General features: G+C 61.2%; 16 protein-coding genes and 1 tRNA gene. 11 read left to right on the plus strand and 6 right to left on the minus strand.

What is annotated here, in order from left to right; all coding sequences use genetic code 11:
• Positions 1-26 precede the first annotated feature (26 nt).
• Entirely contained in the window at positions 27-2525 is a 2499-nt protein-coding gene (locus WJU23_RS00440; protein ID WP_346330548.1) for a PQQ-dependent sugar dehydrogenase, read from the plus strand.
• Between the two features lie 46 nt (positions 2526-2571).
• Here the strand turns inward: WJU23_RS00440 and WJU23_RS00445 are convergent, their stop codons facing one another.
• Complete coding sequence (locus tag WJU23_RS00445) at positions 2572-3354, minus strand: hypothetical protein (RefSeq protein WP_346330549.1); 783 nt, start codon at positions 3352-3354, stop codon at positions 2572-2574.
• A gap of 140 nt (positions 3355-3494) precedes the next feature.
• On the opposite strand from WJU23_RS00445, the gene WJU23_RS00450 reads away from it, so the two are divergent.
• Positions 3495-4082 carry a YdcF family protein gene (locus WJU23_RS00450; protein ID WP_346330550.1) on the plus strand — a complete coding sequence of 196 codons (588 nt, stop codon included), beginning with the start codon at positions 3495-3497 and terminating at the stop codon, positions 4080-4082.
• A 156-nt stretch (positions 4083-4238) separates the two neighbouring features.
• Here the strand turns inward: WJU23_RS00450 and WJU23_RS00455 are convergent, their stop codons facing one another.
• Positions 4239-8804 carry a DUF4175 family protein gene (locus WJU23_RS00455; RefSeq protein ID WP_346330551.1) on the minus strand — a complete coding sequence of 1522 codons (4566 nt, stop codon included), beginning with the start codon at positions 8802-8804 and terminating at the stop codon, positions 4239-4241.
• Between the two features lie 450 nt (positions 8805-9254).
• Here WJU23_RS00455 and WJU23_RS00460 point away from each other — a divergent pair, with 450 nt between their 5' ends.
• The 4 genes from WJU23_RS00460 (at position 9255) to WJU23_RS00475 (ending at position 15330) form a co-directional block, all read left to right on the plus strand.
• Positions 9255-10970, plus strand: a complete 1716-nt coding sequence (locus WJU23_RS00460) for a prenyltransferase/squalene oxidase repeat-containing protein (protein WP_346330552.1) — start codon at positions 9255-9257, stop codon at positions 10968-10970.
• Between the two features lie 107 nt (positions 10971-11077).
• Positions 11078-12571: an NAD(P)/FAD-dependent oxidoreductase gene (locus WJU23_RS00465; RefSeq protein ID WP_346330553.1), complete on the plus strand. Its 1494-nt coding sequence runs from the start codon at positions 11078-11080 to the stop codon at positions 12569-12571.
• A gap of 88 nt (positions 12572-12659) precedes the next feature.
• Positions 12660-14003 (plus strand): alginate export family protein, encoded by a 1344-nt coding sequence (locus WJU23_RS00470; RefSeq protein ID WP_346330554.1) that lies wholly within the window; start codon positions 12660-12662, stop codon positions 14001-14003.
• 31 nt (positions 14004-14034) lie between these two features.
• Positions 14035-15330, plus strand: a complete 1296-nt coding sequence (locus WJU23_RS00475; protein WP_346330555.1) for a cation:proton antiporter — start codon at positions 14035-14037, stop codon at positions 15328-15330.
• 64 nt (positions 15331-15394) lie between these two features.
• Here the strand turns inward: WJU23_RS00475 and WJU23_RS00480 are convergent, their stop codons facing one another.
• Positions 15395-15583 (minus strand): hypothetical protein, encoded by a 189-nt coding sequence (locus WJU23_RS00480; protein ID WP_346330556.1) that lies wholly within the window; start codon positions 15581-15583, stop codon positions 15395-15397.
• Positions 15584-15606: 23 nt separating this feature from the next.
• A complete protein-coding gene (locus tag WJU23_RS00485) occupies positions 15607-16278 on the minus strand; it encodes a hypothetical protein (RefSeq protein ID WP_346330557.1) in 672 nt (223 codons plus the stop codon).
• Between the two features lie 161 nt (positions 16279-16439).
• On the opposite strand from WJU23_RS00485, the gene WJU23_RS00490 reads away from it, so the two are divergent.
• A complete protein-coding gene (locus tag WJU23_RS00490; protein ID WP_346330558.1) occupies positions 16440-17642 on the plus strand; it encodes an L-dopachrome tautomerase-related protein in 1203 nt (400 codons plus the stop codon).
• Between the two features lie 44 nt (positions 17643-17686).
• On the opposite strand, the gene WJU23_RS00495 is transcribed toward WJU23_RS00490, so the two are convergent.
• A tRNA-Gly gene (locus WJU23_RS00495) sits at positions 17687-17757 on the minus strand.
• A gap of 197 nt (positions 17758-17954) precedes the next feature.
• On the opposite strand from WJU23_RS00495, the gene WJU23_RS00500 reads away from it, so the two are divergent.
• The 4 genes from WJU23_RS00500 to WJU23_RS00515 all read left to right on the plus strand — a co-directional run bounded on the left by WJU23_RS00500 (position 17955) and on the right by WJU23_RS00515 (position 24088).
• A complete protein-coding gene (locus WJU23_RS00500; protein ID WP_346330559.1) occupies positions 17955-19547 on the plus strand; it encodes a DUF4331 domain-containing protein in 1593 nt (530 codons plus the stop codon).
• A gap of 84 nt (positions 19548-19631) precedes the next feature.
• Positions 19632-21026 (plus strand): tetratricopeptide repeat protein, encoded by a 1395-nt coding sequence (locus WJU23_RS00505; RefSeq protein ID WP_346330560.1) that lies wholly within the window; start codon positions 19632-19634, stop codon positions 21024-21026.
• 70 nt (positions 21027-21096) lie between these two features.
• Positions 21097-22455 (plus strand): threonine synthase, encoded by a 1359-nt coding sequence (gene thrC, locus WJU23_RS00510; RefSeq protein WP_346330561.1) that lies wholly within the window; start codon positions 21097-21099, stop codon positions 22453-22455.
• A 154-nt stretch (positions 22456-22609) separates the two neighbouring features.
• Positions 22610-24088, plus strand: coding sequence for a protein adenylyltransferase SelO (locus WJU23_RS00515; RefSeq protein ID WP_346330562.1), 1479 nt, complete (start codon positions 22610-22612; stop codon positions 24086-24088).
• A 4-nt stretch (positions 24089-24092) separates the two neighbouring features.
• Here WJU23_RS00515 and WJU23_RS00520 read toward each other — a convergent pair whose 3' ends face one another.
• The gene (locus WJU23_RS00520) at positions 24093-25046 is read right to left on the minus strand and encodes a YHYH protein (protein WP_346330563.1); all 954 of its coding nucleotides are present in this window, start codon (positions 25044-25046) and stop codon (positions 24093-24095) included.
• Between the last annotated feature and the right edge of the window lie 98 nt (positions 25047-25144).

Below are 25144 nucleotides of genomic sequence, written 5' to 3' on the forward strand. Positions count from 1 at the left end.
GCCCAGCCTGGCCTCCCTGCTGGTTTATGAAAGCTCTCCGCCGCCTCGCCGCCCTCCTGCTCTGCCTGCCCGCCACCGGCCATGCGGCGTTCCCAGCGCTTAGTTTGAAACCGGTGTGTGAGGATCTGCTGCATGCCCCCACCAACATCACCCACGCAGGCGATGGGAGCGGACGGCTGTTTTTCTGTGATCAGCCCGGTCAGGTTTATGTCTTCAAAGGAGGCATGCTCCAGCCCGTGCCCTTTCTCGACCTTGGAAGCACGGGTCTGAATCGGGTGTTCTTCCATGCAGGAAACCCGAACGCCTATTCAGAGCGTGGACTGTTGGGCATGGCCTTTCACCCCGAGTATGAAAATCCAGAATCCGCAGGATATCGGTGCTTTTATGTGAACTACACAGCCGTCTCCACCACGCCGACGGATAACCCTTCAAGCCCTCAAAACTGCGTCACCGTCATCTCTGAATTCAGGGTATCAGAGAATAACCCGGATGTCGCGGATGCCACGAGTGAAAGAATCCTGCTGACTTACGGCCAGCCACAAACGAACCATAATGGGGGGCAGATCGAATTTGGCCCCGACGGGATGCTTTACATCGGCAGCGGAGATGGTGGCGGAGCAAACGACAATGCCATCGGTCACACAGGCGGCACCGAAACCATCACTCCAGGACGGGTCACTGGCACGTTGGGCAATGCCCAGGATACGACCAAACTCCTGGGCAAAATCTTGCGCATTGATCCCCTGGGCAGCGATGGACCCGGCGGAGCTTATGGCATCCCTGACGACAATCCGTTTGCACACAATGAGGAGTCAGTCCGCAAAGAAATCTATGCCTTCGGCCTCCGCAATCCATGGCGCTTTTCTTTTGATCAAGAAGGCCAGAATCCAACCCGTCTGATTTGTGCAGATGTCGGCCAGGTGGATGTCGAGGAGATCAATCTCATCGTCGCCGGTGGAAACTACGGATGGCGGGTCAAAGAAGGCAGCTTGGACTTTGACGCGACCGCACCTGATGGCGGAGGTGCCTTGATCCCGCCTGTTGCAGAATATGCTCATCCAAGCGCCACTCTGCCAGGAACGGAGCTCATGCCTAAATTCGGCACCTCCATCACCGGTGGATACATCTATCGGGGCTCCGCCATTCCACAACTGCAGGGCAAATACCTTTTCGGAGATTATGCCGCCAATGGAATTGGCGGCGGCGGGGGCATTTTTTTAGGGCTTGAGGAGAATACTCCAGGGGGCTTTACGTTGAGCCAGGTTACACCGTTTAACAGCCTACCTGCGGCTGCGCGCATCTATGCTTTTGGGGTGGATGAGACCGGGGAAATGTATGTGGCAACCAAGACCACCGCCGGTGTGCTGGCGCTGGACGGCGGGCATCCCGCGGGAATGATCTATAAGATCATGCCAGCTGGCGAGTCGACACTCAGCATTACAGCATCGAAAGACAACACTCTTTATGAAATGGATGCTGAGGATGTGGCGGATGAGAAGAAGAGCAGCAATGGTAAGGGCATTTATTTATTCGCCGGGAAGACAGGTGAGATGGCCAATTACGTGGTCAGACGCGCGGTAATGCGGTTCGATGTCAGCAGCATTCCAGATGGAGTTGAAATCCTTTCCGCCAGCGTCCGTTTGCATTTGAGCAAGCAAGTAGGAGAGGGTTTCCCGATGAAATTACATCGCCTCACAGCCGAATGGGGAGAAGGAAACTCTGATGCCGGAGATCCAGGAGGGGCTGGCGTCGCTCCTCAAACGGGAGATGCCACATGGACTCACCGCTTTCATAACACACAGACCTGGAGCATGCCAGGCGGAGACTTTGCGCCTGCTGCCTCCGCCACTTATGCGATCGGATCGTCACTTCAAGATCCTTTCCCAACCTGGACTAGTGAGGCTTTGCTACAGGATGTTTTATATTGGAAGGAAAATCCGGCCTTGAATTTCGGCTGGATTTTATTGGGGGACGAGACTCAGACCTTCAGTGCACAACGTTTCTCCAGCCGGGAAAATGCGACGGCCGGGAACCGGCCACAGCTTCGCTTGACTTATACTTCCATGCCTCTCCCCACCCACTTCGAGCAATGGCTGGCCACGCATTTCCCGGACGAGCCCGCAGGCTTTTACCTGGCCGATGACGGCGATGAAGATGGAGACGGCATCGCCAACCTGCATGAATATGCCTTTGGCCTCAGCCCGGTGGCCGGGGATGACGAGGGAAATGTGACGGTGACCACCGCTCCCGGCACCGGCGACCAGGTGCAGCACCTGCTCACCTTCCGCCGGGACAGCGCCGCCACAGACCTGACCTATGAGCTGCAAACCAGCCCGGACCTCGTCACCTGGACCACCCTGGCCACCAGCCTGGCCGGCACCAGTGCCCAGGGCAGCAACGGCGGCATCATCGTCTCCGATGCCGCCCTGGCGGGCAGTGTCCGCCTCGTCACCGTGCGGGAAAACCTGAGCGGTGATGCCCGCCAGCGGCGCTTCGTGAGAGTGCACGTGACGCGGTCCTTTTGACGGCAGCCGCTGATCCGGCACTCCGCACAAAAAGGCATCCTGCTCGCTAACGCCGCCGCCTCCACAGCCACGTCCCCACAGCCAGCAGCATGAAACACATCCTGTTAGGCTCTGGAACCGCGGCGGTCCCGGTCGTGAGGCCGACGTAAGCGTAATTTGCCCCCCTGCCCTCGGTGAGAGCCGTCGTCGTATTGTCCCCCCAGTACACACGGCTCGCGGAGGTGTAGTCAATGCCGCCGCCTTCATATCCGGTGAGCTTGAGTTCGCCGTCAATGTAGAGGGAGGCATTCTCCGTTACCGGGTCCCAGACGAACTGGTAGTCATGATAACCGGCGGCGACGGTGAACGAGTTGGTCGCACCGTATAGCCTGACCAAAGTGTCTCCGGCGGCGTTATTGCCGAAATACAGCCCGTAAAGCGTGCGCCGGCCGGTGATGCCCTCATCCATCATGACGGTGCACCAGGCATTGTTGGTGGCCGATGTGGCGATGAGAGGATCCGGTGGGACATAGCGGATGGTGGCATCCAGCGTCCAGCCCGTGAGGAGGGCATCGGCCACCTGGGTGGTGGTCATTGTGCGGGTATAAGTGCCGCTGCGGCTGACCCCGCCGCCCGGATCATAGACACTCCAGGCATCAATGCCAGTGCCGAGATCGTTGATCACCGCGCTCTTCAACGTGGCACCGGAAGTGGTCCAACCCTCGGTGGTGGGATTGGTGGCTCCTTCATGGGAGAATAACAGCGAGGCAGCGGGAGCGGCGGCGACAGCCAGAAAAAGAACACTGGCTGCCAGACAGCTCCTGAGACCGATGGGGGGGAAGAACGGCATGGGTTTGCCTCTGAGCACTCCGCATGCCATTGCTTTTTCCGAGGGCTGCTTCGGTCACAATCGGCAGCGTTTTGGTCACCCTTCAAACCCCGCCGCGCATTCTGCTTGAAGACCGTCACTTCTGTCATCCATTGATACCGATGCGAAAGCCTGCCATCAAAATTGCCCGGGTTCTGTTCGGCATCGTTTTGCTGGCAGCCACCTTGATGGGTCTGCGCATCGCACTCTATCCTCAGACGGTGACCCAGGGCAGTTATGACTGTGCCATCGTCCTCGGTGCTGCGGTTCATGGCGCAGAACCATCACCGGTATTCCAGGCGCGCATTGATCATGCAGTCACGCTGTTTCAATCAGGCATCGTCACCCATCTGGTCTTCACCGGCGGCACAGGCGCAGGAAAAGCCATCGCCGAATCCGAAGCCGGAAGACAATCCGCCATCCGGCAGGGCGTGCCTTCCACCGCCATCTTCATCGAATCGAAGTCAAAGACCACCCTGCAAAACCTCACCGAGGCTCATCAGGTCATGGCCGCCCGCCAGTTAAAGACCGCCATCCTCGTCTCGGATCCTCTGCACCTGCGCCGCGCCTGCTCCATGGCCGAGGATATCGGCATCCAGGCCACCTCCTCCGCCACTCCCACCACCCGCTACACCTCCTGGTCCACCCAGATCCCTTTCCTCCTCCGCGAAGTTTATTTCACTTTTCACTACTGGGTCTTCCGGCAGTGAGGCGCAGGTAATCAGCGGGAAGTGATGCGGGCACTCATGCCTGCAATTCTTTGAAGGCACACAACGGAGCAAACTCCCGCATGAAGCTGCATGTCCACCAGCCTTCATTTTGCAAGCAGGTGCGAAGCCGCAAAGCGATTGCCATCATCACCTGGCCTACCGCTGCGCCTTGGTCGCAATCGCTTTATAGTAGCTTTCGATAGCGGTGCGGTATTCCGGTGCGGCCTCGCCACGGGTGGCTTCGCTGAGGTCGGCGGCCATCTTGCTGGGCAGGTGGCCCCAGTCACCCTGGATGAGAATGGCATCCGGACCGAGCACACCTTCGACGATCTTCATGGACTGGTTGCCGCCTTCGCTGTCGGACGGCTGGGTGGGATCATTCGGATTCGGCTGGTTTTGATTCTGCGCCTGCTGCTGGCCGGGCTTCTGGGAGCCGGGCGTCTGGCCCTGGTTGCGCTCATTGGCCATGGACTGCTGCTGGCTCTGCTGGGCATCGGACAGGCTCTGCTGCGCCTTTTGTTTCTGGTCGCCGCCGGCCTGCTGCTGCTCCCCAGATTGAGATTGCTGCTGCTGCTCACCCGACTGCCCTTGCATCGGGTTCAGCGTCTGGTCCAGCTGGTCCAGCGCCTGCGCCAGCAAGGCACCCTGGATGTCCTGGAAAGGATTGATGGAACTGGCAGGCGGTGTGGCCGCAGCCGTGGCTTCAGCTGCCTTCGCAGCCTGCGCAGCCGTGCCCTGGGCTTCCGTACCCACCGGTTTCTGAGGCTGACCGGGCTGGCCCTTGGCGGCCTGGGCCTGCTGCTGGAGCTGGTTGCTGGCCTGGGCGGCCTGCTGGGCAGCCTCCTGCTGCCCCAGACGCTGCTGATGACGCGCCACACGGGCCAGGTCATGCGCCGCCTTCTCTGTCGCCAGACCGATGTTGCTCGGCTGCTGGGATTCCGCCGCCACGGCCTGCTCGCTGGTCTGCGCCGCCTGTTTGGAAAGCTCCGCCAGCGACTTTTGCATGGCCGCATTTTTGGGCAGCTCCTTTTCCAGCGCGGCCAAGACAGCGGCAGGATTCTGCCCCGCATCCTGGGCCATCTCCGCCAGCTCCTGAGCGCGTTTATAGGCTTCCTCCAGCGACTCCTGCACGCCCAGTTCCTGCTCCATGTTCTGCATGGCCGCCAGCTCCGCCTCGCTGAGTTCCTGGCCGTCCTCAGCCTTGGCCATGTTCTGGGCCAGCTGGTCCAGCGCCTCCGCCGTCTGCTGCTGCGCCTTGGCCGCCTGGTTCAGATTTTGTGCCTGCGGCTGGCTCTGCTGGGCCTGCGCCGCCTGCTTCAGATTTTGGGCGATCTGCGGCGCCTTCTGCTGCATCTGCGCCAGGGCCACATCTGCCATGCGGGACATTTGCCGCTCCTGCGCCTCCTTCAAATCCGCCGCATTCGCCTCCTGCCTCAGAGCGGCTTGTAGCGACTCCATCTGCTGCGCGTTTGCTACCGCCTCGGCTTGCAGGTCCTGCGCCTTCTCTGCCACCTCGGCCACGGGCTGGCTGGCCTCCGCCTGCGCGGCAGCAGCCTGGGTGGCCTCCAGGGTCTGTTTCAAATCCTGCGCCACCGCCTTCATCATGTCGCTCACATCCGGGGTGAGCTGCGCCAGAGTTTCACGCGCCCCCGCCGTCTGCTCAGCAAGCTGCTCCGCCACTTGCGATACTTTTTGTTCGGCATCCGTTGCCGCCTGCTGTGCCACTCCCGTGTTTAATACCTGGTTAGGCTGATGGGCGGCCTGCCGGGCCAGCGCCTGCAGCTCCTCCGCCGCCTTGCGGCTGGCATCCGCCGCCTGCTGGACCGCCGGGGCCAGTTGTGCATCCGGCGTTTTCATTTTGCGCAGCATGTCCGGCACCTGTTTCAGCGCCTCGCTGGCGGCGCGGGCCTGGTCGGTGGCCTGGGTAGGCACGGCGCTCTGCTTGGGATCCGGATTGGCCGCCGCTGAGCCAATGGCATCCAGCGCCGTCTGGGCCAGCGCGTCCGCCTCCAGGGCACGGGTAAGCTGCGTCAGCTGCTCCGTCTTCTGCATCACCTCCGTGATGGCCGCCTGCTCTTTGGGCAGTGCGGTCACTTCACGCGCCAGCTGGCCGGCCGCCCGGCTGGCCCGGTTGGCATCCAGCGCGGCCTCATTGTTGGTGCGCGCATTTTGCTCCTTCAGCACCGCCTGGTCCTCCAGTTGCCTCGCGGCCTGGGCCAGCGCCTTTTCCGCCTGCTGTGCGGCCGTTTCATTGTCCTTGTTCAGCTTCGGTTTTCTCTTCGTGTCCTTTGCCTCCGCCGCCGCCTGGGCCAGGGCCGTCTTCGCCTCATTCAGGGCAACAATGGCCGGATTCTCCTGCTGCGCCATTTTTTCACGCAATTGGTTAGCCTTGGCCCCTGCATTTTCCGCAATGGACCGCAGCGCCTCCGCAGACCGGCCCAGGCGCTGGCGATGATTGTCCGCCGCTCCATAAAGATGCTCCGGGCTTTTCGTCTGGTCCGGCTTGTCCAGGCTGGCCTCCAGATCATTGGCCGTTTCCGCCAGGTTCTTCCGCAGATCCTCCACCAGCTTTTGCTGGCCCGCATCCAGCACCGGCTTCAGTCCTTCCAGCTCCTGGCTCAGGGATGCGCTGGCCGCGATGGCCGCCCGCTGCTGCTCATGCCACTTGGGCCGCTGGCTGCTGTCGCGGTTGGCATTCAGAGACTGCTCCGTCAGCAGCGCCTCCTGGCGGCTGAGTTGCTGCGCCGCCTGCGACACGATCCGCGCATTGTCCTCCGTGGCAAAGGCACGCGCCGCCTGCGCAATCGCCTCCGCATCCGCACCCGCCTCACTGGCTGCCCGGCGCAGGCCGTCTGTACTTTCCACAGGAGCGCTGGTCGCCGCTTTCATTTGTGCCAGAGACTCCTGCCGCATGTGCGCCAGCTTCTCCCCCAAAAGCTCCACCTTCAGGCTGTCCAGGTGGCTGGGAGCCGACTGCGCCGCCTGCTTCAGCTGCGTCCACAAATCCTCCGCACGCTCGTTCACCTGCTGCAGCTCCGTCTGCGCCCTGGCCAGCGTGGATTCCGGCGGTTCATTGGCCGCCTTCTTCTGCGTCTTCTGCACCTTGTCCATCACCTTGCGCATCTCGCGGGTCTGCTCAGAGAGCTGGGTGGCCTGCTGGGCCAGCCTGCGCATGTCCTGCGCCCACTGCCGCTGCTGCGGATCCACCGTTTGCTCTAAAATAATGACGCGCACCGCCGGTGACTCGGCCGTCTGGCCTTTCAAATCCGTGGCCACCAGCTTGATCAGCACCGCATCTCCCGGCTTCACCTGCAAAGGGGCCAGGGGCAGCGCGGTCTGTACTTCACTTTCCCGGCCCGGCTGGATGACCAGCTCCCGCTGCTGCCAGTCCGCCCCGTTCACCGCATGGGCCAGATGCACCGCCTTCAGCCCCACATCATCGCTGGCCATGCCCACCACCCGCACGGTTTCATCCGCCATTTGGGAGAGCTGCTCCTGCGGCTCCAGCACCTGCGCCACCGGCGGCAGATCCGGGATCACCGTGATCTGCCAGGGCGAGCTCTCCTCATTGGTAAAACCCGTCTCCGCCGCCGTCAGGGCGCTGCGCCAGGATTCATGCCCCGCCAGGATGGCCAGCTCGCCCGTCAGGCTGCCGTCTTCCGCCACCTTCATGGGCAATGCCTCAGGATGGTCCGCATGATCCGGATTGATGAGCAGGTCCGCCTTGGCAATCTTTTGGTTAGGCTTCAGCATCAGCTTCACCGCACTTCCCTCCAGGGCCTCGATGTCGCCCTGCTCACCGGTGACCGTCGTCTCCGGCAATCCCGAATAAGCCGGAGGCACCAGAGTCTTGGTAAACTCCACCACCCGTGGCCGCGCCCGCGCCGAAAGTTTGTACCAGGGCGAGATCGCATCCCCCGCCAGCACCCGGTAGCGCACATCTCCCTGGCCGATGGCCACCGTGCCCGCATAACGCGTGTCGTGGCTGCGCAGCAGTTCCGTCTGCCGCGGCTGGCTGCCCTCGCTTTCCGTTTCCAAAATCGCCTCTTCAGGCAGCGGCCCGGTGATCTCCGCCACAATCTCCAGCTCCGAGGCATAGGGGACCAGGGCATTGGCCTCCCCAGGCTCCACGATGACAATCTTCACACTTGAAGGACGTGCCAGATTCGCAAACGGCACCGCCGCCCGCGCCATGAAACCCGGCAGGTGCAAAGAAGGAATGCAACTGAGCCCCACCACCACAGCCACGGCACCCCCCAGGCCTAACAACCAGGGTTTCAAAACCCGCACCGGCAGCAGGGCCGCCATATCCAGCTTTTCAGCCTGAGCCGCCACCTCCTCCTGAAGCCGCTCACGAAACTCCGGTGAATCGCTCCCCTGCCCTTTGGAAAGCTCCACCGCTGCCAGCAGCCGCTCCCTCAGCTCCGGGGAGGCCGTCTCCATCAGCTTCGCCACGCCTTCCTCATACCGGCCTGACAAAAGGTATTTTAACGACACCCGCCACGCCAGCCCACCCGCCACCGCATAGGCCACCAGACTGAGCCAGGGGCGCAACACCTCCGGCATGAACCACGCCCGGTCCAGCAGCGCGATGGCAGTCCAGGCGCCCAGCATCACCACCAGGAGAGCGAGCAGGGCCCGCAGCACCAGCAGCCGCTGACGGCGGGCGCGAAAAGCCTGGATCGCCACAGCGATGGCGGGTCGGAGGGGGGCAGCATTCATTGTCAAATTAAAGGGGCAAAACTGTAAACGAACCCGGCAGGCGGGTTTATCCGCCCACCTCCATAGCATCAAAGGATTTCTTTAGCGTGGGAATTTGAATTCTGGCTATGCGCCGCTTTGTTTCTTCAGCCAGCAGGGCTCACGGAGCCAAAACCCTGTCTCTCGGCTGTGGCATGGCAGGACCATTTGAGGCTCCAGCGAATCCGCTTGCCTCAAGACTCTTTTTTCCATTATGTTCATCCTGAACGTAATTTATCCATCATGGATCCCCAACCGCCCCATTCTGGTTCATCCACCCCAGAGGGTTCGCCCCCGGTCCCCGACCCTGGTGCGACCCAGCCTCTTGGTCCTCCGCCCGGTTATAAACCAGGGGCCAATTTGGGCTATCCTGGGCAGGGAAACCTGGGCTATCCGGTGCAGCCGAATCTTGGTTACCCAGTCCAGCCAGGCATGATGCCCCCATTTCCAGGCGGCGCGCCTTTTCCGTCTCCATCCTCCGCTTCCGGCCCCGTACCGGTCCTGGCTGTTCAGGAGGATGAGGAGGATGCGGTACTGGCGGCGGAAACTGTCGGCGGTGAGGTTTTCCATCCGCCTGCCCTCAATTATTTCGAGCCTCCAAAACGCCCCAATGCCATCATTGAGGCCTGGCGCAAGGTCGGTGGCGGATCGCTCGCCCTGAGTATCGCCATCCACGTCGGCATCCTCGTCGTTGGCGGTGCCATCGTCGTCAGCTCACAGATGATCCAGAAGCAGGTGGACTTCCTGCCCGGTGGCGGCACCCAGCAGGGCGCGCAGGCCTCGGCGGAAATGCAGCACAAAGTTCAGCAGAAAAAACGCACCTCGCTGAACAAGTCCATGCCGATGAAGAAGATCGTCAGCACGAGCCAAAACTCCGCCATCACCCTGCCGGATGCGCCACCGGATCTGCTGGATGTGCCGGATGTCAGCTCCATGCTCGGCGGTGGCAGCCTGGGCAGCGGCGGCTTCGGCAAAGCGGGTGCCGGAGGCGGCTTTGGCACCGGCATGGGCATGGGCGGCATGGCCGGCTTCGTCAGCCTCCCCCCCTCCATGCGCAGCCGTTGCTCCCCGCAGGAACGGTTGAAAAAGCTGGCTGAAACCGGCGGCAGTGCCGAATGCGAACGCGCCGTCTCCGCCTCTCTGGAATGGCTGAAAGGCCAGCAGAATGAAGATGGCTCCTGGGGCCAGGGCGGTGGCAAGCGCAACAAGGCCGCCATGACCGGCCTCGCCCTCCTGTGCTACCTGGGCCGATGTGAGACACCCGATTCTCCCTTCTACGGCGACAACGTCATGAGGGGCATCCTCTACCTCATCGAGCTCAGCAAAAAGAACCCTCACGGCATGATCGCCGAGGACATCTATAACAACGGCGGCACCTATGAGCACGGCATCGCCACCTATGCCCTGGGGGAGATGTACACCCTGGCCCGCCTCGGCAGCAAGGAGCTGCCCGGCATGCGTGCGGCGTTTGAAAAGGGCGTCAAGCTCATCATTGATAACCAGAACACCCGGGGCTCCTGGACCTATGGCGGCAAGGATGCCGGCATGGCCACCGCCTACACCAAGGACAGCAAAGGCGAGGACCTCTCCGTCGCCGGCTGGCAGTTCCAGGCTCTGAAAGCCGCCAAAAACACCGGCCTCAAGATCCCCGGCCTGGATGGAGCCATCAAAAAATGCGTGGATTATGTCCTCAGCAAACAGACCCAGGACGGCGGCTTCGGCAATCCCAACCGCGACAAGCACTACAACCAGTGGAGCCTCACTGGCGCAGGCTCGCTGGCCCTTCAGACCATGGGCAAAGGCAATACTGCCGCCCTGAAAAAATCCCTCAAGTTCCTCCGCTCCTTCCTGGAAGCCGAGCCGCTGGACTGGAACAAAAACTGCAACCTCTACTGCTGGTATTACTACACCCAGACCTTCTTCCAGGCCGGCGGAGACGACTGGAAGTTCTACAACGAGCAGTTTCTCCCCCAGATCCTCGCCGCCCAACAGCCGGATGGCAGCTTCAAAAAAGGCCGCCCCAACTGGCCCGCCGGCGATGCCGCAGATCCCCTCTACCGGCAGGTCCTGTGCACCCTCCAGCTTGAAGTCTATTACCGTTACCTGAAAGTCGCCGACCGCGAAGAGCAGAGCTTCTTTGACCGGTAAACAGCGCCGCATTGGCCCCGGCATTCCTGTCCTGCGAAGGTCCATGAATCGCCGCCTTGCACCAGATTTCACATGCATCCGCCGGGCCTCCGTAGCAGCTTAGGTGCATGAGCACCCATCCCCCCTCCCCCGCGCATTTTGATTTCATTGTCATCGGCGGTGGCAGCGGCGGTTATGCGGCGGCCCGCACCGCCCATGCTTTGGGATTGAGCGTGGCCGTCATAGACGGCGCAGAGGAGCTGGCCGGCCTCTGCATCCTGCGCGGGTGCATGCCCAGCAAGACGCTCATCGAATCCGCCGACCGCAACCTCTCCATCCGCCGTGCGGCTGAATTTGGCCTTCAGGCACAGGCCCAGGGCGCTGACATCCGGGCCATCCGCGACCGCAAACGCACGCTCATTGCCGACTTCGCCAGCTACCGCCAGAAGCAGCTCGAAGACGGCCGCTTCGCCCTGTATCGCGGTTTTGCTTCTTTCATCGATCCGCACACCGTGGAAGTGCAGCCGCGAGATGACTCCGCCACCTTCCAGGTCACCGGCAAGACCTTCTGCATCGCCACCGGCTCCGTGCCCAGCGTGCCGCCCATCCCAGGCCTGGCCGAGACCGGCTTCTGGACCAGTGATGATGTGCTGGATACGGACACCCTGCCGGAAAGCTTCGCCGTCCTCGGTGGCGGCGCCATCGCCCTGGAGATGGCGCATTACCTGGAGGGCGTGGGCCGCAAGGTCACCGTCATCCAGCGCAGTGATCAGTTTTTCAGCGGGCTGGATCCGGAGTGCAGCGCCGTCATCGAAAAGGCTTACACACACCGTGGCATCACCTGCCACCTGGGCACCAGCATCCACAAGGTCACCGCCGGTGAAGGCGACGGAAAAAAACACATCTCCTACCGCCATGGTGATACGGAGCGGACCCTCAGCGTGGACCAGATCCTCGTGGCCCTAGGGCGCAGTGCGGCGACTGACGGGCTGAATTTGGAAGCCGCCCAGGTCGGCCTAACCAAAAAAAAGATCACCATCCGGCCGACCATGCAGAGCAGCCAGCCGCACATCTTCGCCGCCGGGGATGTCTGCAGCCCGCTGGATGTCGTCCACATCGCCATCCAGCAGGGAGAGATCGCCGCGCGCAATGCTCATCGCCTCATCCAGGGCCAGCCGGTGGAGGAGGAGATGGACTACCGCCTGCTGCTCTTCGGCGTCTTTTCCCATCCGCAAGTCGCCGCCGTCGGCGCCAGCGAGACCGATTTAAAAGAAGCCGGCACGCCCTATGTCTCCGCCAGCTATCCTTTTGATGACCACGGCAAATCCATGTGCATGGGGGAGACGGAAGGCTTTGTCAAAATGCTGGCCCACCGTCAAACCGGCGAGATCCTCGGCGCCACCTGCGTGGGCCCTCACGCCACGGAGCTTATTCACGAGGTCGTCATTGCCATGCATTACCGGGCCAAGGTCCAGGAATTCATGATGATTCCCCATTACCACCCCACCCTCAGCGAAATCTGGACCTACCCGGCGGAGGAATGCGCGGAGGCCGTCATACCCGGTGAATGCGAGCCCGACATCCGCCCGGATCTCAGTCCCGGCTCCGGTGCACAATGCTGAGGTTATGATGCCGAAACGGCATTACAACCATCACAAAAGTCTATTTCCGTTACCTTTCGTCCAGGAGCATGGCTAGCCCGCCTGCTCCATGACCTCCTTCTCCCCATCCGTCTGCGCATTGCTCCTGCTACTCGGCAGCGGTCTTTCCCCCATTGCCGCTGGGAATGCGGGTGCAACTGCGTCAGTGATCGAGCTGGCAAAGGAGGATCCTCTCAAAATCAACTTCCATGCCCGCGTGCGTGGCGAGTGGCGGGAGAATGTCTTCGACTTCAACAACCATGTGGAGGCTCCCACCGATGACACCTGGCTGCTGCACCGCCTGCGCATTGGTCTGGAGTGGCAGGCTATGCCCTGGCTGAAACTCACCCTCCAGGGCCAGGATGTGCGCGAGTCCTTTTCCGACCGCGCGGATCTGCCTAACCAAATGGGTGCAGAGGGCGATGACGCCTTTGACCTGCGCCTAGCCTCCCTGGAGTTTGGAGATCCGCAGGCCCTCTCGCTGAAGGCAGGCAGGCAGATCCTCGCCTACGGCGATGAGCGCCTTGTCGGTCCCCTGGAGTGGCTGAACTTCAGCCGCACCTTCGATGCGGTGAAGCTGCACTACCAGCAGGAGTCGTGGTGGCTGGATGCCTTCACCTCCAGCGTCGTGCGCATCCATGAATCCCATTTTAACACCTCCGACTGGCTGGATGGGGAAAACACCCGCGACCAGATCTTCAGCGGCCTTTACTTCAGCACCACCGCCATACCTGTGCAGACCACGGATTTCTATGCCTTTCATTTGCATGAGGAAGGTCTCGCTGGAGGGACCGACTTCGTCACGCTCGGCACCCGGTTCAAAGGAGATCCGCTGAAGCTGGCAGGCTGGGATTACACCTTCGAGCTGGCCGGTCAGGCAGGCCAGGTGCGCGGCCAGGATCTGCGCGCCTTTGCCGCGCATCTGGAGGCCGGATACAACTGGCTGCAGATGCCATGGAAACCGCGTCTGGCCCTGGAATACAGCTACGGCAGCGGAGATGGCGATGCCGCTGACCAGAAGACCGGCACCTTTCAAAACCTCTTCCCCACGAACCATCCGCCCTATGGCTTCATGGACACCATGTCCTGGCAGAACATGCACAACCTGGTGCTGCGCCTGGCCGCCCAGCCGCATCCGAAAATCAAAACCACGGTGGACCTTCATGGCTTCTGGCTGGCCGATACCGGAGACGCCTGGTACCGGGCCAATGGCAGCACCCAGGTGCGCCCCATCAACGGCAGCGCCAGCAACCAGGCGGGTGCGGAGCTGGACCTCACCGTCAACACCAAACTCACCGCGCACCTGGACATGCTCATCGGCTACAGCCGCTTCTTCGCCGGCCAATACCTGGATGACACCGGGGCCGGAGATGACGCCCACTTCGGCTACCTGATGCTGACGCTCAGCTACTGATCCTCGCTGCCCCTTCACACCAACCTTTCCCATGAACAACGTCCACCTCGCCGTCCAATTCTTCCTACAAATCGCCGTCATCCTGCTGGCCTGCCGCATCGTTGGTGCCATCGCCGCGCGTTTTGGCCAGCCGCAGGTCGTGGCGGAGATGATCACCGGCGTCATGCTCGGGCCCTCCCTGTTCGGAGAGCTGGCCCCGCAAATGCAGCAGTGGCTTTTCCCATGGGATTCCACCCAGATGACCCGCGACACTTCCTGTTACCTCTTTCCGGCCTCACAGCTCGGCCTGGCGCTGTACATGTTCATCGTCGGCATGGAGTTCCGTGTGGACATTGTACGGAAGCGGCTCAAAAGCTCCGTCGCCGTTTCACTGGCCGGAATGATTACACCTTTTTTGTTAGGCGCTGGCCTGGCCTGGGTGTTTTTCCATTACACAGACCTGTTTCCTGAAAAGACCTCCATCACGGAGGCCATGCTCTTCCTGGGAGCCTCCATGTGCATCACCGCCTTTCCCATGCTGGCGCGCATCATTCATTTCAAAGGCCTGGCCGGCACCACCATGGGCACCGTTGCCATCGGGGCCGGAGCCATTGATGACGCCATGGCCTGGATCCTCCTGGCTGTCGTGCTGGCCAGCTTTGACGGCAATGCCGCCAGCTCCCTTTATAACATTGGCGGCGCGGTGGGTTACGTCACGGTCACTTTCGTCTTGATCCGCCCCGTCCTCGCCTGGGCGGCCGGTCTCATGATCAAGGACGGCAAGCTCACCGATGCCGGCCTCGTCATCGGCATCGCCATGATGTCGCTGGGTGCCTGGTTCACGGACAAGATCGGCCTGCATGCCGTGTTTGGTGCTTTCATCATGGGGGCCGCCATGCCGCGCGGCATCATGGTACGGGACCTCATGGCCAAAATCCAGCCCCTGGCCGTGGCCCTGCTGCTGCCGCTGTTCTTTACCTATTCCGGGCTGAACACCAAGATTGGTCTCATCAACACCTGGTTCCTCTGGGGCATGTGCGCCGCCGTCCTGGCCGCCGCCGTGATTGGAAAATGGGCCGCCTGCACCCTCGCCGCCCGTGCCACCGGCATCGCCAAAAAAGATGCCATGGGCATCGGCATCCTCATGAATGCTCGCGGCCTCATGGAGCTCATCATCATCAACATCGGCCTGCAGCGCGGCATCATCTCTGAAGGTCTCTTCGCCACCCTGGTCATCATGGCCGTCATCACCACTCTCATGGCCTCGCCCATCTTTGAATACTTCGTCGGCAGCGGCAACCACAAGGCCGAGCCGCATGATGAGGACGCTCTCCCGGCAGCCATGTGAAGACATAAAAAAGCGGCCTGGCTTTCGCCAGGCCGCATCCGGAGGGTTCCCGCCACAGTCCGGATCAGTAGGTCTGCACCGTCTGAGTCTGCACCGTTCCATAAGGGGTGGAACGGGTCGTCACCGTCTCCTCAGTGGTCACCGTGGTGCGAGGAGCGGACACTGGCACAGGCACCACTTCCACATCAGTTTCGCAACTGGGGATGAGCGCCAGGCTGAGCGTGGCTAACGAAAGGATAAGTATGGATTTCATAGGAAGTTGTCAGGTTGCACGACTTATTCGGTCACGGTGGTGCGGGTGGTCGTAGTTTTTTCTTCAACCACTGGAACCGCCGGAGCGGCCGCCCGTTTGATGATGACTTTGGAGGCCACCAGCTGGTTGCCCTGGCGCACATACTGGACTGTCACCGGCTGGCCGGACCGCACCGTGCTGACCTCCACCGGGTTGCCCAGATCATCCACATAGGTGGTCGTTTTGCTAAAGGTATAGTTCAGCGGTTCAGGCGAAGTCTGGGACCGAATGACCAGCCTTTCAGGACCGAAGTCGCTGATCACACCGGTGGAGGTCACCACATCCGTCTGCGTGGTCTGCACGGCGGCAGGCTCCACCCGTGTCCTAACCATCACCTTGTCAGCGATCAGCGCATCTCCAACCCGGGTGTAATACACCGTGGCTGGCGCACCTGAGCGGATGACCGAGGCCGAAACTGGAGCTCCGGTTTCATCCACATAGGTAGTTCTTTCGCTGAAAGTATAGCGCACGGGCTGCGCGCTACCGCTGGCATTGATCAGGATCTCCTGGGGTCCGAATTCAGTGATGGTTCCTTCAGCCGTCGTCGTGGTGGTGGTCGTTTCCACACGTTGCGCCTGAGCGAGGCTGGCGGTGGTGATGAGCAATGCTCCGGAGAACAGGGCGGCCTTGAGGGAATGACTTGAGATGGTTTTCATTTTTGGAGTGTTTTTGGTTAGAGAGTTCTAAATCTCTTCACTCTTCCATCGCGGCCCGTGATTCCGGTGAGCTTGAAATTATTTGACGGAATGTACCTTTTTCGCCCACAAGCGAGGTAATTTCCGGCACGCAAAGAGGCATCGCCTGACGAACCAGAAGCATGAAATCGACACTTTTCTGGCCCCTTTTCATCGCCCTGGCCCCGCTGCCGCTCACCGCCGCACCGCCCACGCCTTCGCCCACCCTGTCACTGCAGGTGGAGGAGTATGCCAGCTTCCCCACCCAGCAGCTCACGGGCGTCGCCGTATCCAAAACAGGCCGCGTGTTTGTGAACTTCCCTTTCTGGTCCGATGACCACACCGTATCCGTGGTGGAGGTCATGCCAGACGGTTCGTCCAAGCCATATCCCGGCCCGAAATGGAACAGCAAAGACGCCTCCGTCAAACATCGCTTCATTTGCGTCCAGAGCGTGTATGTGGATGACCAGGACATGCTCTGGATCCTGGATCCGGCCGCACCCAAAATGGAGACCGTCATCCCAGGCCAGGCCAAGCTTGTCAAAGTGGACCTCAGCACCAACAAGGTCGTCAAGACCTACCGTTTTGATGACACCGTTGTCCCTTCCAAAGCCTACCTCAACGACGTCCGCGTGGACACCGTCAGCGGCCACGCCTTCATCACCGAAAGCGGCACAGGCTCCATCCTGGTGCTCGATACCCAATCCGGCAAGACCCGCCGCGTGCTGGACAACCACCCCTCCACCAAAGCGGAAAAAGGCATCGCTCTGCTGGTGGATGGAATCCAGGTGGTGGACCCCAAAACAGGTCAGACACCCGAGATCCACGCGGACGGCATTGCCCTGGATCAGGAAGGCGGCTGGCTCTACTACCATGCTCTCACAGGGCGCACGCTCTACCGCATCAAGACCACCGCTCTCACCGACGCAACACTGACTCCAGCCCAGTTGGAAAAAGAAGTCGTGAACGTGGCCACCACTCCCGCACCGGACGGCATGCTGGAGGCCGGCAACGGCTCCCTCTACCTCACCGCCCTGGAAGCCGGTGCCATCCTGCATTTTGATCCGCGCTCCAAAGAGACCGCCACCCTCATTGAAGACCCGCGCTTGCAGTGGCCCGACAGCCTCAGCAAAGCACCCGACGGTAATCTTTATGTCACCGCATCGCAGATCCATCGCATGCCCCGTTTCAACAAGGGTCAAAGCCAGCAGAAGGGCCCTTACACGCTCTATCGGATCCAGCTCAATCCGCCACCCAAGCCCGCAGTGGACGAGGTCAAAAAAGCCGATCCCCATTTGCCGCCAGATCCCAAAGCTGCCCTGCCCGCCACCAATCTGCCCAAGTAATTTGAATGGGCCAGGCCGCCTCCTCGTTCCCAGAAGGAAGGGGGAGCGGGTGATCAGAATCGAACTGACGTATCAAGCTTGGGAAGCTCGTGTTCTACCATTGAACTACACCCGCATGTCTTTGCGTGGAGGGATTGTGGCGATGTGGCCACGAATGTCAACCTGACAGCCAAAGAATGAGCAGCAGCCAGAGCTTTGGCCGAAACAAAATAATGTGAATCCAGCAGCCGGGGGCTGGCGCAAAAGGTCTGACCAGACTGCGCAGCAATGACTGCGCAGAAGCTGCGCAGTCAACTCAACATACTCAAAAGGATGAAACCAAACACCACCACCGGCATAGCCGGCCTGCGCCGCTGGGCCGGAACCGCCCCCGGACGAATGCTCGCCATCGGATCTGCCCTGCTGACCCTGGCCACCCCGCAAACCTGGGCCTCCAGCCACAGTGATGCCCCGCTGATCAAACAGGATCCGCAGGTGAACCTGACGGATGTTTACACCTTCGTGCGCCAGCGTCCTTCAGGAGAACGGGTATTGGTGGTGGAGGTGAGCGTGCGGCCCTTTTCTGAACCGGGCGACGGCGTGATTTATGACCGCTTTGCTGACGATGCCGAGTATAACATCCACATCGCCAATCCTGTCACTGGTGCCACTTTACAGCAGTACACTTTCCGCTTTTCAGATCATGATGCCGTCAAAGCACCGGGACTGAAAAACCCAAACACAATCCTGTCCTATGGACTTGGGACGGAACTCGGACCGATATTGACCGTGGGTGATGCGCGGCAGAACTACACCCAGACTTATTCCGTCTCCCGCATCATGCCTGACCGTACCCGCCCTGGACGTCGCCATCCTGGCAACCGGCCCGGCGATATAACATCTCTGGGAAAGAACCTCCTGGTGCCGCCTCCCAATGTCGGCATGCGCACCACACCGCCCTACAATGACCCTGAAACAGGCCGCGCCGTCTCCGGTGCCACCTCTCGTGAAACGCTGGATACTTACACCCGCGAGACCACTTATGACCTGCCGGGCGGAGTTACCGTCTTTGCAGGACCGCGCGAAGACGGTTTCTTTGCAGACACACCTGGAATCTTTGACCTGCTCGACAGCCGCATTTTGGACAACAATGGCAGTCTGGCGGACGGACTGGGCCAGGATGGTGCCGGTGTGGACGGGTTCAAAGGTTTCAATGTGCTGCATTACGGCATTGTGATTCCGCTTTCCCAGCTCCCCAGCATCGCCTATACCGGCGCCCTCCAGCCCGCAGCGACGGGAGTGGGCGTCTTTGCAACAGTGGGCCGCCCGCGGGTGGTGCTCTTTCCTTCCAGGATGTCCGCCAGTTCATTCGTTCAGGTGAACCGCCTGGGGAATCCGCTTTTCAATGAGGTGCTGGTGGCGCTGGGATCCAAAGATCTCTACAACCGCACTCTGCCAACGACGGATGCCAGCACCTTCGCCCGCTTTGCAGAAAATCCTGAGGTGGCCACGCTCATCAACACCGTTTTCAGCACCACTTTTCCCACGACCGGGCGCGGAGACCTGAAGGCCGTTTACATCCCGGATGTCATCCGTGTGAATACCACCACCGGACCCGTGCCAGTGCAGGGAGAGGAAGGATTTAGCCGCCTGAGCTTCATCGGCGGGGACGTGGTGGAAGATGGCAATGGCAACATGGTGCCTTCCGGCTGGCCAAACGGACGCCGTTTTGGCGATGATGTGGTGGACATCGCACTGACCGCCGTCGCCAGCGGACCTACCTTTGAGACCATCACCGTGGTGGGGGACAACGTACCCGCCAATGACCAGGTCTATAACCGCACCTTCCCCTATGCGGCCACACCTCACGCAGGCACGCGCCACCAGAAAGACTCCGGCGTCAATGCTCCCATCGTGATCGAATAACCCACCCTGACAGCGCGGCGGTGTGCCTGGAGGCATACTGCCGCGCCTTTGTTTTTCCAACCCTCAACCCGCCTTGAAATAAAAATGTCCGCCTCCCCTCTTTCTCTGCTCATCCTGGCTGCGGCGGCCATTGCCGGCCTGACCGCCTGGTCAGCCTACTTTCCCGCTGCCCCCGCCACCAGGGCGCCTGCTCCCCCCGATGAAATATCACTCCCACCTGCGGTCACACCCCGCACCGCGCTCCCGGATGCCATGGCACTCCTGGAAATAATCCCGCCCTCCAGTCCTGATTCGAAGACGGACCTGCTGCTCCAAGAAAGACAGATCCTCACCGCACGGCATCCCACAAGGGCGGAACTATGGGTACAACTGGGCGATGCCCTGGCCCAGAAGCAGCGGGAAACCCAACTACCGGTCTGGCATGACCGTGCGGAAGCCGCCTACCAAAAAGCACAACAAATCGAACCGGCGACCGTGGCTGCGCTCAATGGCCTGGCCTGGGTCTATGGCAGCCGCCATGATTTCCAGGAAAGTGTCCGCTGGGCCAAGCTGGCGCTCGATTTGGACCCTGCAAATCCCATCTCGCACGGCATCATGGGTGATGCAGCGCTGGAACTGGGCGACCTGGAGCGGGCAGCTGAAAGTTACCAAGCCATGCTGGATGCCCGGCCTGACATGTCATCCTACAGCCGTGCGGCCTACCTGGTCTGGATGAAGGGTGATGTGAAGAAAGGACGCTGGCTGATGCAGAAAGCCATTGATGCCGGATCTCCGCACCCGGAGAATGTTGCTTGGTGCCGGACACGCCTGGCCATGATGCTTTTTAATGAAGGGGCCTTGCTGCCGGCCGGCCAGGTCGTCGCCGAAGGTTTGAAACAGACCCCAGACCACGTGCCTCTGCTCCTGCTGCTGGGAAAAATCAAACTGGCCCAGCGGGATGAGAAGGCCGCCACAGCCGCCTTTGAATCCGTGCTGAAAAGCGGAGAAAACCACGATGCTCTGGTGGGATTGGGAGATCTTCACCTGATCCATGGCCGCACGGACCTGGCAGAAAGCTTCTTCACACGCCTGGAGAAGCAGCACAGGCTCAATGCCGCCCAGGGCATTCATGACCATACCCAGATGGCACGCTTTTACGCCGACCATGACCGGGAACTGGACCGCGCCCTCCAGTTCGCCCAGGAACACGCTCAGACTCAAAATGTCTATGAAGCCGATACTCTGGCCTGGGTCTGTTATCAAAAGGGTGATCTGAAACTGGCACGCAAAGCCATCGAGACCGCCCTTCGTGCAGGCACCCCTGATGCGGAGATCTTTTACCATGCGGGACTCATTGCAGCGGCGTTAAATGACAGGCCCGGTGCCCAAAAACTACTCTCCCGGGCCCTGAGTCTGAACCCGCACTTTCATCCTCTGCACTCCACGAAGGCGCTGAAAAAACTGGATGAGCTGGCCCGGACTTTGACCGTGAAGAATTGACATAGTCTATGGCTTTATCAGCCTCCGCACTTGAGTTGCCCGCGATGCTTTGCATTTTTACGGGCCAACCATGTTTTACATCTCCACCCGCGGCCAGACACGCCCGCACACCTTCACTGAAGCCGTCGAAGCCGGCCTGGCCACGGATGGCGGACTGTTCCTGCCTGAAAAGCTGCCTGACCTCTCCGGCAAACTGGCTGCCTGGGCCTCTCTTTCCTACCCTGAGCTCGCGGCTGAATTCTTCCAGATCTTCGCCCCGGAGATCCCGGCGGAGGAGTGGCAGACGATGACCACCGAGGCCTACTCCCGCTTTGATTCCCCCGATGTCGCTCCGCTGCGGAAGCTGTCGGACAAGCTTTACGTGCTGGAGCTCTGGCATGGCCCCACGCTGGCTTTCAAAGACTTCGCCTTGCAGCTCCTCGGCCTCCTGTATAAACGCCAGGTGAAGCTCAAAGGCAAGAAGCTCGCCGTGCTGGGTGCCACCTCCGGGGATACGGGCAGCGCCGCCATCCACGGCTGCATGGGCCAGGACGGCATTGAAATTTTCATCCTTTATCCCAATGGACGCGTGGCTCCGCTGCAGGAGCGCCAGATGGCCTGCACCGGTGCCGCCAATGTACATGCCATCCCTATGCCCGGCACCTTTGACGATGCCCAGGGCCTGGTGAAGGAGTGCTTTGGCGATCCCGCTTTTGTCTCCGCCGTCAATCTTTCTGCGGTTAACAGCATCAACATCGCCCGCGTGCTGGCCCAGTGCGTGTATTACATCTGGGCCTGGTTGAAGCTGCCGGAAGAAGCCCGCGCCACCGTCGAATTTGTCGTGCCCACGGGGAATTTTGGCAATGTCATGGCCGGCTGGATGGCGCAGCAGATGGGCCTGCCCTGCAGCGGCTTCCGCGTGGCCACCAACCAGAACGACATCCTTTACCGCTTCTTTGAAACGGGCGACTACAAGCAGGGCGAGGTCGCCCCCAGCTTCGCCCCCAGCATGGACATCCAGGCCGCGTCTAACTTTGAGCGTTACCTTTATTTCATGCTCGGCAAGGACCAGAACCGCGTCCGTGAGCTCATGCTCCGCCTGAAAAAGGGCGACCGCGTCACCCTGCCGAAAGTCGCCTCCACCTTCCGCGCCAGCCGCATGGACGATGCCACCATCGCCCAGACCATCGCCCAGGTCTGGCAGGACTACCAGTACGTCGCCGACCCTCACACGGCCTGCGCCTTCACCGACATGGCAGCTGACCGCGTCAGCGTGGTGCTCAGCACCGCCAGCCCGGCCAAGTTCCCCGAAGTCGTCCAGGAAGCCACCGGCAGCGAGCCCCTGCACCCCAGCCTGGAACTGCTCAAAGCCCTCCCGTTGGAGACGCATCCCCTTCCCTCCAACGCCGAAGCCCTCAAAGCCTTCATCCGTGAAAAAGTGGGCGCCTAGCCGCGCCCGCCAGAGGGTGGTCACTGCCAGGGAACCTCACAGGAGGCTTTTTGGCGATGGCCGAGACCAGGGTTAAAAATTAATCGGCCCAGGCAATTCATCTTCAAATCGAGGGCTTGCGAAGCTTTCCAGGCACTCGAAGGTCGGTGTTTGCATGTCCGTTACGCCACCTTCTTCTGCCGACGCTGGCTGGCGTCTGGAATCCACCTATGCCGCGCTGCCAAAGCTCTTTTATGTGAGGGCCAGACCGGTTTCTGTTACTGCGCCACAGACGGTGCTTTTTAACCGGGCGCTGGCAGAAGAACTGGGTTTGAAGGCCGATGCGCTGGATCATCCGGACGCGGCCCCTCTCTTGACTGGCAACCTGCTGCCTGCCGGGGCGGAGCCGCTGGCCCAGGCGTATGCAGGACATCAATATGGGCACTTCACCACACTGGGAGATGGACGGGCGATTCTGCTGGGCGAGCAGGTGACGCTAACTGGCGGCCGTTTTGACATCCAGCTCAAAGGGTCCGGGCAGACACCGTTCTCGCGGCGGGGTGACGGACGGGCAGCATTGGGGCCGATGCTGCGCGAATACATCATCAGCGAGGCGATGCACGCTCTGGGCATCCCTACGACGCGCAGCCTGGCGGTCGCCACAACCGGAGAGGCGGTTTACCGGCCAAAGCCGCTGCCAGGGGCGGTGCTGACCCGGGTAGCCGCCAGCCATATCCGTGTGGGCACGTTTGAATGGGCGGCGGGACATGGAGACAAAGAGGCGCTGCGGGCGCTGGCGGATTATACAAGGGCACGGCACTACCCGGAGACGGCCGAGGCGGAGAGTCCGTATCTGGCCTTTCTCCAGGCGGCCATTGACCGCCAGGCGGCGCTCATTGCCCGGTGGCAGCAGGTGGGCTTCATCCATGGGGTGATGAATACGGACAACATGGCGCTGTCCGGCGAGACGATTGACTATGGCCCCTGTGCTTTCATGGATGCGTATGATCCGGCCACGGTCTTCAGCTCCATTGACCAGCGCGGCCGCTATGCGTATGCGAACCAGCCGCCCATCGCCCAATGGAACCTGGCACGGCTGGCGGAGGCTCTGCTGCCACTGCTGCATGAGGATGAAGCCAAATCCATCGAGCTGGCGAACTTGGCACTGGAGGCCTTTATCCCCGCTTTCCAGCGACACTGGCTGACTGGCATGAGGGGCAAGCTGGGGATGTTTACAGATGAGGCGGACGATGCCGCCCTGGTGGATGACTTTATCGAATGGATGCGGAAAACGCGGGCGGACTTTACGCTCACCTTTCGCACACTGGCCGGCGACGGAGCGGCTGCTCACGGCCTAACAAAGGATGCTTCTTTCCGGCAATGGCATGAGCAATGGACCGCAAGGCTGTCGCGCCAGCCGCAGTCTGAAGAGGCGGTGCGGGCACGGATGCAGGCGCACAATCCTGCCGTGATCCCGCGCAATCACAAGGTGGAAGAGGCACTGCAAGCGGCGGTTGAGCAGCAGGACTATGCGCCGGTGAAACGGCTGCTGGAGGCACTGGCCAGGCCGTATGATGACGCGGCGGCACATTCAGAATACAGCACGCCGCCACCTCCAGGCGGGCAGCCGTATCTGACGTATTGCGGAACGTAAAACCTCAGCACAGATCAGCCTCCTGGCGGTCTGCCACCGGGGGACCGCCACGGGGGCCCATGCCGGGAGCTGGCGGGCCGAACCCTGGTCCGCCAGGGCCTCCAGGTCCACCGCGCCTGCCGCGTCCGCCACCGGGAGGGCCGCCACCCTGTTTTTGAAAACTCGCATCGGCCTCCCCCTTCCACATCCGGCTCATGTAGGGAAACTCGTCGGTGATGTAATAATGGTAGATGCCCTCAGGATGCTCCGGCGTGACGCCGAAGCGGCCATGGCATTCGTCCAGGTCCCCCTGCCCTGCGGCGTATTCATAGTCCTGCGTGTAGTAGCCATCGTATTTGCCGCCAGGGCCTTCGTCACCCGCAGGCCGTGTGCCTTTTTTCAGGCGGTAGCTGCTGCGCATAGGCACCAGGGGGCTGGTGGCATCCATCGGGGCCTGATGGCCCCTGGCCGCGTAAATAGGGAAGCCATCCGCCGCCCAGCCCAGCAGCAGCATCTGGTCCGGCTTGGCTCCGTTGAGCGACTGGATCAGGCCAGTGGGAAGCCCATGATAATGGTAGGCCCCATTGGGCTGCACATGCGCGTCATGCTCGTCCAGCCCCAGATTTACCTGTCCGCTTTTGGCCTCCGCCACCCAGCCGGAGCGGGGGTCACGTTTCCAAAACTCTGCTGTGCCGGGTTCAAAAGGCACTCCGTTCACCGCCACGCCGAAGAACGCGCGTTCCGATGGCGTGGGCTTGGGCGCAGCCTTCGGTTTCAGCGTCATGCGGAATTCGTAAGCCTGCGGGGAGACCGTATTCGGGTTATTGGCATTTGGAAAGGCCCCCGTGGGATGATTGGCGATGCCATTGGAAGTCAGGATGCGCCAGCCGCCTTCTTCACGCAGGGCCGCCACAGGTGGAGTCGTGAGAGCAGAAACCACAGCCACCGACAGCCAGAACAGGATCAGGATTCGTTTCATAAGGCTCCATTGAACTCCATAGGCGGCCGCCTGACTTGGGGCTTTACCGGAGCTTAACAAAAATCATCTTTTTGCCTTCCTTTCCTTGCCTCACCCCG

Source organism: Prosthecobacter sp. SYSU 5D2, from assembly GCF_039655865.1.
In the GTDB taxonomy this organism is placed as follows: Bacteria; Verrucomicrobiota; Verrucomicrobiia; order Verrucomicrobiales; family Verrucomicrobiaceae; genus Prosthecobacter.

Excerpts from the sequence above, each read along its gene's own strand:
- WJU23_RS00455 (WP_346330551.1), bottom strand. The coding sequence starts at position 8,804 with ATGAATGCTGCCCCCCTCCGACCCGCCATCGCTGTGGCGATCCAGGCT.
- thrC (WP_346330561.1), top strand. The coding sequence starts at position 21,097 with ATGTTTTACATCTCCACCCGCGGCCAGACACGCCCGCACACCTTCACT.
- WJU23_RS00450 (WP_346330550.1), top strand. The coding sequence starts at position 3,495 with ATGCGAAAGCCTGCCATCAAAATTGCCCGGGTTCTGTTCGGCATCGTT.
- WJU23_RS00520 (WP_346330563.1), bottom strand. The coding sequence starts at position 25,046 with ATGAAACGAATCCTGATCCTGTTCTGGCTGTCGGTGGCTGTGGTTTCT.
- WJU23_RS00460 (WP_346330552.1), top strand. The coding sequence starts at position 9,255 with ATGATGCCCCCATTTCCAGGCGGCGCGCCTTTTCCGTCTCCATCCTCC.
- WJU23_RS00485 (WP_346330557.1), bottom strand. The coding sequence starts at position 16,278 with ATGAAAACCATCTCAAGTCATTCCCTCAAGGCCGCCCTGTTCTCCGGA.
- WJU23_RS00480 (WP_346330556.1), bottom strand. The coding sequence starts at position 15,583 with ATGAAATCCATACTTATCCTTTCGTTAGCCACGCTCAGCCTGGCGCTC.
- WJU23_RS00475 (WP_346330555.1), top strand. The coding sequence starts at position 14,035 with ATGAACAACGTCCACCTCGCCGTCCAATTCTTCCTACAAATCGCCGTC.
- WJU23_RS00500 (WP_346330559.1), top strand. The coding sequence starts at position 17,955 with ATGAAACCAAACACCACCACCGGCATAGCCGGCCTGCGCCGCTGGGCC.
- WJU23_RS00490 (WP_346330558.1), top strand. The coding sequence starts at position 16,440 with ATGAAATCGACACTTTTCTGGCCCCTTTTCATCGCCCTGGCCCCGCTG.
- WJU23_RS00505 (WP_346330560.1), top strand. The coding sequence starts at position 19,632 with ATGTCCGCCTCCCCTCTTTCTCTGCTCATCCTGGCTGCGGCGGCCATT.
- WJU23_RS00515 (WP_346330562.1), top strand. The coding sequence starts at position 22,610 with ATGTCCGTTACGCCACCTTCTTCTGCCGACGCTGGCTGGCGTCTGGAA.
- WJU23_RS00465 (WP_346330553.1), top strand. The coding sequence starts at position 11,078 with ATGAGCACCCATCCCCCCTCCCCCGCGCATTTTGATTTCATTGTCATC.
- WJU23_RS00440 (WP_346330548.1), top strand. The coding sequence starts at position 27 with ATGAAAGCTCTCCGCCGCCTCGCCGCCCTCCTGCTCTGCCTGCCCGCC.
- WJU23_RS00445 (WP_346330549.1), bottom strand. The coding sequence starts at position 3,354 with ATGCCGTTCTTCCCCCCCATCGGTCTCAGGAGCTGTCTGGCAGCCAGT.
- WJU23_RS00470 (WP_346330554.1), top strand. The coding sequence starts at position 12,660 with ATGACCTCCTTCTCCCCATCCGTCTGCGCATTGCTCCTGCTACTCGGC.